Origin of the sequence: uncultured Pseudacidovorax sp. (assembly GCF_913773995.1) — a bacterium.
Taxonomy (GTDB): domain Bacteria; phylum Pseudomonadota; class Gammaproteobacteria; order Burkholderiales; family Burkholderiaceae_C; genus Xenophilus.
The window spans coordinates 36,721-47,170 of sequence record NZ_CAJYES010000120.1; the positions used below are offsets into that span (position 1 = coordinate 36,721).

Consider the following 10,450-nt stretch of genomic DNA (forward strand, 5'->3'; position numbering starts at 1 on the left):
GGCCGCCATGCCGAAGAGACAAGGACCGGCTTCGCGCCAGGTGCGCCGGCTTTCGTCCGACGGCCTGCACTTGCCGCGTCGTCCCTCATGAACGCATCCCACCCGATGGGCGGCACCGCTGTGTGCACGCCCCACCCCCCTGTCGTCGCAGTCGATCGTGCGAAGCGTCTCCCGGCGCTGCCCACCTGGCTGCTCGTGGCGCTCCTTGCCTTTGCCCCACCTCTGCGTCCGGCCGCCGCCCAGATGGTCACCGCGCCCGTTGCGGAAGCGGTGGCGGTGGTCAAGCGGGTGAGCGGCGCGGTGCAGTTGCATCGCGGCGGCGGGCAGCAGGCCCTCAAGGAGGGCGATTCCCTGCTCGCGTCGGATCGCCTGGTTTCCGGCGCCGACGGCATGGCCGCCGTCGTCTTCCGCGACGGGACGCGGCTGACGGTGGGCGCCTCGACCGATCTGCAATTGCGGCGCTATGCCTTCGAGCCCAAGGCCGAGGACTATGCCTTTGATCTTTACCTGGCCAAGGGCCGCACCGTGTATGCCAGCGGAAAGATCGGCAAGCTGGCGCCGCAGTCGGTGCGGCTGGAGACGCCCACCGCCACGGTCGGCGTGCGCGGCACGCGCCTGATCCTGGAGGCGGAATGACGGCTGGCTTCCGCTGGATTCCCGCCACCGTGGTCGTGCTCGGCCTGCTGGCCGGCTGCGCCTCGCCCCCGGCGCCGCGGGCGCGCACGACGCTGGTGCTGCTGCCCGACGACGATGGCCATGTGGGCAGCGCCTCGCTGTCCACGGCCCAGGGGAAGCAGGTGCTGAGCGATGCGTTCAGTGCCACCTCGACCACCGGCGCCGCCGTGCTGCCTGTGCCCGCCGTCGGCCTTGGCCGCGAGGCCGTCGACCGGCGCTATGCGCCCCTGCTCGCGGCCCAGCCCTCGCCGCCGCGCACCATCGTGCTGCATTTCCTGCTCGACCGGGCCGTGTTGACCGAGGCGTCGAAGGCACTGGTGCCCGAGCTGCTGCGCATCGCCCGCGAGCGCAAGCCGACCGTCATCAGCATCTTCGGGCATGCGGATGCGAGCGGGACCCGCGACTACAACCTGCGGCTGTCGCAGGAACGAGCGCAGGCCGTGGCGCGCCTGCTGCGCCAGAGCGATCCCTCGCTGGATGCATTGGACGTGCGTGCCTTCGGCAGCGCCGAGCCCATCGACGAGCCCGGCGTGCGGCCCACCGACCCCCGCAACCGCCGGGTCGAGGTGCAGATCCTCTGACGCCCGCCATGCGGGCGCTGCGCTTCGCCCACGGGCTCACCCGCAGCCAGCGACTCGGCTTCTTCGCCGGGGGGCTGCTGCTGGCCGCGGCCGTCGCCCTGACGCTGGCATGGCAGCCGCTCGCCTTCGCGCGCCTCGACCACCTGTGGCTGGACACGCTGTTGCGCGCCACGGCGCGCTCCGAGCCTGCGCGCGACACCGTGGTCGTGGACATCGACGAGACCAGCCTGGCCGCCGTGGGCCAATGGCCCTGGCCGCGCTACCAGGTCGCCACGCTGGTCAACCGCATCGCCGAGGCGGCGCCCGCCGCGGTGGCGCTGGACATCGTGTTCCCCGAACCGGACCGCAGTTCGCTGGCCACGCTGCGCGAAAGCTTCCGGCGCGACTTCGGCCTGACGCTGAAGATCGGCGGGGTGCCGACGGGCCTGCAGGACAACGACGGCTACCTGGGCCGCACGCTGGCCCGTGCGGATGCGGTGGGCGCGCATTACCTTTACTTCGACCATCTCACGCCAGGATCCGCGCCGCTGCCCGATTCGGCCACGCTGCCTGCAGACCCGTCGTTCGCCCAGCTGCGGCTGCCGCAGGCCACCGGGCTGCTCGCCAACACGCCCGCCGTGGCGCGCGGCGTGGCCTACAGCGGCTTCGTCAACAACCAGGTCGACGACGACGGCATGCTGCGCCGCGTGCCGCTGCTGATCGCGCACGAAGGCCGGGTGCATCCGGCATTGGCGCTGGCGGCGGTCATGAAGGCGCGCGGCGTGCAGAGCGCGTCGGTCGAGTCCACGGCCGATGGCCCCGTTCTGCGCGCCGGGCCGCTGCGTGTGCCCATCGACGCCCGCGGCCAGGCCCTGCTGCGCACCACGCGGGAGGTCTCGGACTATCCCGCGGTGTCGGCCGTGGACGTGCTCAACGGCCAGACGCCGGCGGCGGCCTTCACCGGGCGCCACGTGTTCATCGGCAGCTCGGCGGTGGGTCTCAACGATTTCCACCACACGGCGGTTCACCCGCGGTTTCCCGGCTTGCGCATCCAGGCCGCGGTGGCAGAAAACCTGCTGCACGGCGGCTTCGCGCGCGAACCGGGCTGGGCGGTCCAGGCCGCATCGGTCATGACGCTGCTCGTGGCCCTGTCGATGGCCATCGTCTTCTCCTGGGGACGCAGCGGCGCCGCACTGCTCATTGGCGGCGTGGCGGTGGCGCTGCTGCCGGCACTGGGCAGTGCGGGGCTGTTCATGCGCGACGGCCTGTTCGTCTCGGCGGCGGCACCCTGCGCGCTGGCCGCGCTGCTGCTGCTGGGCGGACTGCTGGGCCGGTACGGCATCGAGCGACGACGCGCCCGCACCTGGCTGCGCCAGCTCGAGAACGCCCGCGAGATCACGATCGAGTCCATGGCCTCCGTCGCCGAAACCCGCGACCCCGAGACCGGCGCGCACATCAAGCGCACGCAGCACTACGTGCGTGCCATCGCCGAACAACTGCGCCGCAGCAGGCAGCACCTGAGCGTCCTCACGCCCGAGTACATCGACCTGCTCTTCCTGTCCGCGCCGCTGCACGACATCGGCAAGGTCGGTGTCCCTGATCACATCCTGCTCAAGCCCGGCCGGCTCACGCCCGAGGAGATGACGCAGATGAAGCGCCATGCGGAGTACGGCCGGCAGATCCTGCTGGGCACGGCGCGGCGCATCGACGGCGAGAACTTCCTCACCATCGCCGCGGAGATCGCTGGCGGACACCACGAGAAGTGGGACGGCTCCGGCTATCCGCAGGGTCTTGCGGGGCAGGCCATCCCGCTGTCCGCGCGCATCATGGCGGTGGCCGACGTGTACGACGCGCTGATCAGCCGCCGCTGCTACAAGCCCGCCTTCCCGCATGCGCAGGCCACCGAGTTGATGCGGGCGCAGAGCGGAACGGCCTTCGATCCCGATGTGCTCACCGCCTTCTTCGCCATCGAGGCGCGGATTCTGGACATCGCGGCGCGCTACCGCGACGAGGACGATGTCAGGATGGTGCCCATGGTGCTGGCCACCTGAAGCGCCGGCGATCGCGACCGCTGCCGTACTGCACAATCCGCCGGCCCTGCCCGCCGGCGGCGCGGCCCAACACGAGGAGACGCATGCGCATCATCACGATGCAAGGCCGGCTGATGTTGATCGCATCGATGGCCATCCTGCCGCTGGCCATCGTCTGCGGCCTGGCGCTGTATGCACTGGCCGACAGCCAGCAGGCCCAGCACCGGGCGGCCACCCTGGGCGTCGCCCGCGCCGTGGCCACCGCCGTGGACAGCGAACTGCGATTGACCATCGCCGCCCTCGACGCCCTGGCCCTGACCGAGCCCATGGGCGATCAGGCCGGCGCCGGCCTGGCCCAGGCAGCGCGCCTGGCCACCGCCGTCCGGCGCTCGCATCCCGAATGGCGGGCGCTGGTGCTGGCGGCGCCGGACGGGCGTCTGCTCTTCAACACCGAAGGTGGCGCCGCGGGCGCGTTGGCGCGCGTGGTCGATGGCGACAGCCTGCAGCAGGTGCTGCGCACCGGACAGCCTGCCGTGGGCGCGATGATGCCGGGGCCGGCTGGCCGGCTCGCCTTCGCCGTGCGCGTGCCCGTGATCCGCGACGGCCAGACCCTCCAGGTGCTGACCGCGATCGTGCAGCCGGAGGCCATCACCGCCGTGCTGGGCCGCCAGCGCGTGCCCGAGGGCTGGTCGGTGTCGGTCTTCGACGCGCGCGAGCGCCGCGTGGCGCGCAACATCGACGATGCCCGGCTGCGCGGCAGCGGACCCAGCGACACCCTGCAGCGCCTGCTGGCGGAGATGGGCACCGCGCGCGACGGGGTCGGCACCTCCACCAACCTGGATGGCGTGCGTTCGCTGACGGCGGTGGCACGGCTGGAGTCCGCGCCGTGGTTCGTGGTGCTGGGCGCGCGGGCCGACCTGGCCGAGACGCCCTGGCGCCGCACCTACATGGCCTACCTGGGCGGGCTGCTCGTCTCGCTGGCCTACGGGGCGCTCGCGGCGTGGTGGATCTCGCGCGGGGTCACCCGCCCCATGGCCCGGTTGCGCCAGCAGGCCGACGCGCTGGGTCGGGGCGAGCCGGTGGTGGTCGAGCCCTCCCGCGTGCCCGAGGTGGACGCGGTGGCCGATGCGCTGGCCGCGGCCTCGTTGCAGCGGCGACGCAGCGAGGCGGAGCGCCAGCAGCTGCTGGAGGCCGAGCGCGCCGCCAGCGGCGCCGCGCGGGCGGCCCAACAGCGGCTGACGCAGCTCGTCAGCGCTGGCGCGGTGCTGTCCCAGTCGCTGGAGGAGGACGCCACGCTGCGGGCCATCGCCGATCAGATCGTGCCGGCCGTCGGCGACCTGTGCCGCATCGACCTGCTGGACGAGCATGGCGTGCTGCAGCGCAAGCTGACGCACCACTTCGACCCTGCGCGTACGGCCGCCATCGCGGCCCTGGTGGAGACGCGCGCCGCGCCCGCGGACGCGCCCGGAGCATTCCCCTGGGCGGTGGCCACCGGCCGGACCTTCCTGCACAACATCGATGACGAGGGCATGCCCGAGGCGCTGGATCCGCAACTGCGGGAGTTCGTGCAGGCCTTCGGCATCACGGCCGGCTGCATCGTGCCGCTGATCGCGCGTGGCCGCACCATCGGCGCGATGGCCGTGCTGCAGGCCGAGTCGGGCCGCCGCATCACCGTCGAAGACGGGGCGCTGATCAACGATCTGGCCCAGCGCGCGGCGCTGGCGCTGGACAACGTGCGTCTCTTTTCCCAGGCGCGCGCGGCGCAGAAGCAGGCGGAGGACGCCAACCAGGCCAAGGACGAATTCCTGGCCATGCTGGGCCATGAGCTGCGCAACCCGCTCGCGCCCATCGCGCTCGCCCTGCAACTGGTGCAGCGCCGCGATCCGCAGGCCTTCGTGCGGGAGCGGCAGATCATCGAGCGGCAGGTGCGGCACCTGTCACGCATGGTCGACGACCTGCTGGATGTCTCGCGCATCGTGGCGGGCAAGATCGCGCTGCAATCCGAGGCGCTGGACCTGCGCGACGTGGTCGCACGGGCGCTGGAGCTGACGCTGCCTGCGCTGCAGCAGCGCGGCGACATGCCGCAGGTGAAGCTGCCTGCGCAGCCGGTGCCCGTGCAGGGTGATCCGTTGCGCTTGGCCCAGGTGGTCGGCAACCTGCTGAACAACGCCGCCAAGTTCACCCCGCCGGGCAAGGCCATCCGCGTGGTGCTGAGTGTCGATGCGGCGCAGCCGGAACCGCACGCCGTTCTGGCCATCATCGACGAAGGCATCGGCATCGCCCCCGAGCTGCTGCCGCGGGTCTTCGAGCGTTTCGTGCAGGGCGAGCAGCCCCTGCAGCGTGCTGCGGGTGGCCTGGGCCTGGGATTGGCGATCGCCCAAAGCCTGGCCCGCCTGCATGGCGGGACCATCACCGTGCGCAGCGAGGGCGTAGGGCACGGCGCCACCTTCGAGCTGCGTCTTCCGCTGCAGGCAGTGTCCTCTGTGGCGGCCGATGCATTGCCGGTCGCGACACAGCTGCGCCGTGTGCTCAGCCTCCTGGTGGTGGACGACAACCAGGATGCCGCCGACTCGCTCGCGAGCTGGCTCGAACTGGAAGGGCACCGCGTCCGCGTCGTCTACTCCGCGGAAGCGGCTCTGGCGGCGCTGGGCGAGCAGTCGGCGGATGGCGCCATCGTGGACATCGGGCTGCCCGGGCTGAACGGCTACGAGCTTGCAAGCCGCCTGCGGCAACAGCCCCCACATGCGCACATGGCGCTCATCGCATTGACGGGCTATGGACAGGAGGCGGACCGGCGCAAGACGTTGGCGGCCGGCTTCGATGATCACTTCGCCAAGCCGGCGCAGGTGGAGATCCTGCTCGCGCGCCTGAAGGCACTGGACGCCGAGCGACGAGGCACCTCGACCGCCTGAAACGCGTGTCAGTGCTTCAACGTCTGCCTCAGGCCGCGCGAAGAAGCTGGGCCACGTGCCGCGTGGCTTCCAGTCCAGCCGGGCCCCAGTGCATCGCAGGGCCGAGCAGACGACGCAAGGCTTCGCCGCGGCCAACGGTGCTCTCGCCCGCCAACACCTGGCGCAGTTCAGCCAGATCCGGGTCGAGTGTGCTGCCGTCCTCGGCCAGCGTGGCGAGCGAGAGCGGTGCCGGCCCGCGACCCGCACGCCGCGCATGACGGAAGGCACGCGGTGGTGAAGGCGCCCGCGCGCACGGCCCCGACCGCAAGAAGGGCGCCCCGTCCGCCGCGGCGTCGCCCCGGATCCAGTCGTAGATCACCTGCAGCTCGTAGTCCCCAAAGACACCGAACATGCTGGCGTGCTCTCCCTGCAGCAGCGCCCAGAAGCGGCTCTGTGCAGGGTCGCTGTCCTGTATCAGCCAGCCCTTGCGCTCCAGCGCCGCGACAAAGCCCCCGATCGCGTCCGGATCGGCCAGCCACTGGTTCACCGTGCGCCCCTCGATGCGGCAATAGTCGGAATGGGCCAGGCTGCCTTCGCTGGCGCGGCCGCCGAGCACCTGCAGCAGGGCCTGGTGGCGGTCGAAGGACGCAATGGCATCCGTCGTTCCCTGGCCGGCGTTGCTCAACATATAGCCATCGGCCACGCGGGCCCAGAACGCCTCGCGGTCCGCGAGGGCAGGCAGGTTTTCCGCGGCAGCGCGCAGCGCCCGCTGGGCATGGCCGCCCGCCGCGTTGTCCACGGTGACATGCAGGGTGAAATAGGTCGGATCGATGCCGAGCTCGTCCAGCTCGTAGGCGGTGATGAGCAGGTGTAGCGGCAACTGCTCGTAGCCGAGATTGAAGCCGATCACCTCGGGCAGCAGGGCCTCGGTGCAGGCAGCCAGCGAGAGCTGTAGCGCGCCCTGCACGTAGGCCTCGTCGGGCTGCTCGGCCCAGTCCACGATGCCCATCGAATCGAGCAGGCGGCGATAGAGCAGCACATGGTTCTTGTCGGGGTCGCCGTCGCCCAGTTCCTCGATGTAAGTGAGCACGAGGTCATTGAGGTGCGGGTTGGCGGCGTCCGGCAGCAGACCATAGAGCCATGCGCCGTCGACCAGCTTGGTGGGCGCCACCGCCCGCAGAAAGAACAAGGCGTGGGAGCGCGAACGGAAGTAGCGGCGGGGCGCCCGTTTCTTGCGCTCGGCCAAGTAGCGCTGGTAAGCCGCGCCGGTCGAGGCAAGGCTCTGCTGCTGCCAAGCGGCCAGCCCTTCGGGCGAGTCGGGCAGATCGCAGGGCTGCTGGCGCATTTCGCTGCGCCAGCGCTCGATGAAGGCGCGGGCCTGTGTCCGCAAGGCGTCGTCGGGGCGGTCGTTCGCGTGCAGCAGCGCTTCGTAGAGCGTGCGGGCACCGTCGGCAGGCTGCCGTTGCGCCTCGTTGGCGGCATCCCCCACAGGTGACGGCGGGACGAGCGGATGCGACGTGAATGATCGAGGTGCCACGACGGCTTCGGGGACCGCTTGGACAAGGCGTTGGTTCTGCATGGTTGCACCTTCGCCGGGCCTGGCGGCGCGCCGGGCAAGGGGGTCGCCCGGATGGCTGTCGGCGCGGACCGACCCCCCGCCGCCGGACGACGCCCGGGCGGCCGGCTGACTGCCCCGAGGCGCGGCGTGGTCCTACCCGTGGGCGCTCGACATACCGTGGCATGGGCTTTGGACGGGAGCGCGGCCGGCCGGTAGGCCGCTGTGGCAGCATCCACCCTCCTGCGGCCCCCCGGCCTCTTCCTCGCTGGCCGGTGCGGCGGGCGGCCCTGGTGCCTGCCGCGCCGCTCCCGGCGCCATCTCCCTCGCATGCCCGCCTCCTCCGTCGCTTCCACGCATTCGCGCCACCGTGCCGCCCAACGCCAACGCCTGGGGCTGCTCGCCCTGTCGATCGTGCTCATCGCCTTCAACCTGCGGCCGGTGTTCTCCAGCCTGTCGGTGGTGCTGCCCGACATCGTGGCGGACATCGGCATGTCGGCGGCGGCGGCCAGTGCGCTGACCACGCTGCCGGTGATCTGCCTGGGCGCCTTCGCCATGGTGGCGCCCTGGCTCGGTCGGCGGCTGGGCATCGAGCGCACGCTGCTGGCCTGCATGGTGCTGATCACCGCGGGCACGCTGCTGCGCGGGGCGCCGCAGCTGCCACTGCTGTTCGTCGCTTCGGCCATGGCGGGCGTGGGCATCGCGGTGGCCAATGTGCTGCTCTCGGCGCTGGTCAAGCGCGACTTCGACAGCCGCGCGGCGTTGATGATGGGGCTCTACACGATGGCGGTCTGTGCCGGAGCGGCCAGTGGCGCGGGCGTGACTGTGCCGCTGCAGCACGCGCTGGGCTTTGGTTGGCAGGGCGCGCTGGCGATGTGGACCCTGCCGGCCGCCGTGGCCCTGCTGCTGTGGGTCCCGCGTGCGCTGGCTTCACGGCGCGAGTCGGGCGGGGCCGCCTGGCAGGTGCGCGGACTCTGGGGCGACAAGCTGGCTTGGCAGGTCACGCTCTTCATGGGCCTGCAATCGGCGCTGGCCTATTCGGTGATGGGCTGGCTCGCGCCCATGCTGCGCGAGCGCGGACTGCCCGCGGCCCTGGCCGGACTCGTGGTTTCGCTCTCGGTGCTGGTTCAGGTGCCCACCTGCCTCGTGCTGCCCACCCTGGCCCAGCGCCAGCGCAACCAGGTCGCCCTGGCCGTGGGACTGGCGGTGCTCGGGGTCGCGGCCCTGTGGGCCTGCATGTTCGCGCCGCTGGCGGGCATCTGGGGCTGGGCGGTGCTGCTGGGCATTGCGCAGGGCGGCACCTTCTCCCTGGCGCTCACGCTGATCGTCATGCGCTCGCCCGATTCGCGCGTGGCGGCCCAGCTCTCGGGCATGGCGCAGGGCGTGGGCTATCTGGTGGCCGCGGCGGGGCCGATGCTAGTGGGCCTGCTGCGGGCCTGGACAGGCAGCTTCCGCGCTTCGGCCCTGCTGTTCGGCGTCCTGGGGGTGGCGCTGGCGCTTGCCGGGGCGGGCGCCGGGCGCGCGCGCCTCGTGCGGGCCACCGCGCTGCCGCGCTGACGCTGCGCGCGATCCCGCCGCGCTCTTCGACATGCCCCGCGTCTCCGTCAAATCGCTGTGTGCCTTCGCGGCCAAGGCCGGCGATCTGGACATCCGCTTCGTGCCGGCGCCCACGGCGCACGAGGGCCAGGCCGGCCACGCACTGGTGCAGTCGCGGCGCGGGCCGGGCTACGAGCGCGAGGTGGCGCTGGTGACCGTCGTCGACGGACTGCAGGTGCGCGGCCGTGCCGACGGCTACGACGCCGGCCAGCAGCGGGTGGAGGAGATCAAGACCTTCCGCGGCGAGTTCGAGCGCATCAAGGGCAACCATCGCGCGCTGCACTGGGCGCAGGCCCGGACCTATGCGGCCATGCTCTGCGAGCGCGATGCGCTGGCCTCGATCACGGTCGCCCTGGTCTACCTCGACCTGGCCAGCGGCGAGGAGACGGTGCTGCAGGAACACTGCCAGGCCGAAGCCTTGCAGGCCGGGCTGCGGGCCATGTGCGAGGCCTACGCGCGTTGGGCCCAGCAGGAAGAGGCCCACCGCGCGCAGCGCGACGCGCAGATGGCGGACCTCGTCTTTCCGCATGGCGACTTCCGCGCCGGCCAGCACAAGCTTTCGCGCGACGTCTACCGCGCCGCAGCGCGCCGGCGCTGCCTGATCGCCCCGGCGCCCACCGGAATCGGCAAGACGCGGGCCACCACCTACCCGCTGCTGCGCGGCATGGCCGCGCACGGCACGGACAAGGTGTTCTTTCTCACGGCCAAGACGCCGGGGCGGCAGGTCGCCCTCGATGCGCTGCGCCAGCTGGGCGGAGGCAGGGCGTTGCGCGTGCTGGAACTGGTGGCGCGCGAGTCGGCCTGCGAGCGCCCGGGCGCGGCCTGCCATGGCGACAGCTGTCCGCTGGCCAAGGGCTTCTACGACCGCCTGCCGCCGGCCCGGGCCGAGGCGGCCGAGGTCCGCTGGCTCGACCGCGAGGCCCTGCGCCGCATCGGCGTCGGCCATGGCGTGTGTCCCTACTTCCTCGCGCAGGAGATGGTGCGTTGGAGCGATGTGGTGGTCGGCGACTACAACTACTACTTCGACGGCAGCGCCATGCTCCACGCCCTGGCCCGCGAGGAGGAGTGGCAGGTGGCCGTGCTGGTGGACGAGGCCCACAACCTGGTGGACCGGGCCCGCGCCATGTACTCGGCCACGCTGGG

The 10,450-nt window shown here is 72.0% G+C and carries 6 protein-coding genes and 1 pseudogene; 6 read left to right on the forward strand and 1 reads right to left on the reverse strand.

Translation table 11 applies throughout. The features are described from left to right. Positions 1-105: 105 nt before the first annotated feature. From QZ772_RS11265 to QZ772_RS11280, 4 genes are all read left to right on the forward strand, one after another. Positions 106-636, forward strand: coding sequence for a FecR family protein (locus tag QZ772_RS11265; protein ID WP_295525999.1), 531 nt, complete (start codon positions 106-108; stop codon positions 634-636). Beyond that, the gene (locus tag QZ772_RS11270; RefSeq protein WP_295526002.1) at positions 633-1,256 is read left to right on the forward strand and encodes an OmpA family protein; all 624 of its coding nucleotides are present in this window, start codon (positions 633-635) and stop codon (positions 1,254-1,256) included. The genes QZ772_RS11265 and QZ772_RS11270 overlap by 4 nt, the downstream gene beginning before the upstream one ends. Positions 1,257-1,264: 8 nt before the next feature. Next, a complete protein-coding gene (locus QZ772_RS11275; RefSeq protein ID WP_295526004.1) occupies positions 1,265-3,286 on the forward strand; it encodes a CHASE2 domain-containing protein in 2,022 nt (673 codons plus the stop codon). Positions 3,287-3,369: 83 nt separating this feature from the next. Next, the gene (locus tag QZ772_RS11280) at positions 3,370-6,177 is read left to right on the forward strand and encodes an ATP-binding protein (RefSeq protein ID WP_295526006.1); all 2,808 of its coding nucleotides are present in this window, start codon (positions 3,370-3,372) and stop codon (positions 6,175-6,177) included. Positions 6,178-6,205: 28 nt separating this feature from the next. Here QZ772_RS11280 and QZ772_RS11285 read toward each other — a convergent pair whose 3' ends face one another. Further along, complete coding sequence (locus tag QZ772_RS11285) at positions 6,206-7,735, reverse strand: iron-containing redox enzyme family protein (protein WP_295526009.1); 1,530 nt, start codon at positions 7,733-7,735, stop codon at positions 6,206-6,208. A 306-nt stretch (positions 7,736-8,041) separates the two neighbouring features. Here QZ772_RS11285 and QZ772_RS11290 point away from each other — a divergent pair, with 306 nt between their 5' ends. Both QZ772_RS11290 and QZ772_RS11295 read left to right on the forward strand, forming a co-directional pair. Beyond that, on the forward strand, positions 8,042-9,268 hold the full coding sequence (locus QZ772_RS11290; protein WP_295526011.1) for an MFS transporter: 1,227 nt from the start codon (positions 8,042-8,044) through the stop codon (positions 9,266-9,268). Positions 9,269-9,299: 31 nt separating this feature from the next. Beyond that, positions 9,300-10,450: pseudogene (locus tag QZ772_RS11295) on the forward strand (ATP-dependent DNA helicase); the annotation flags it as partial.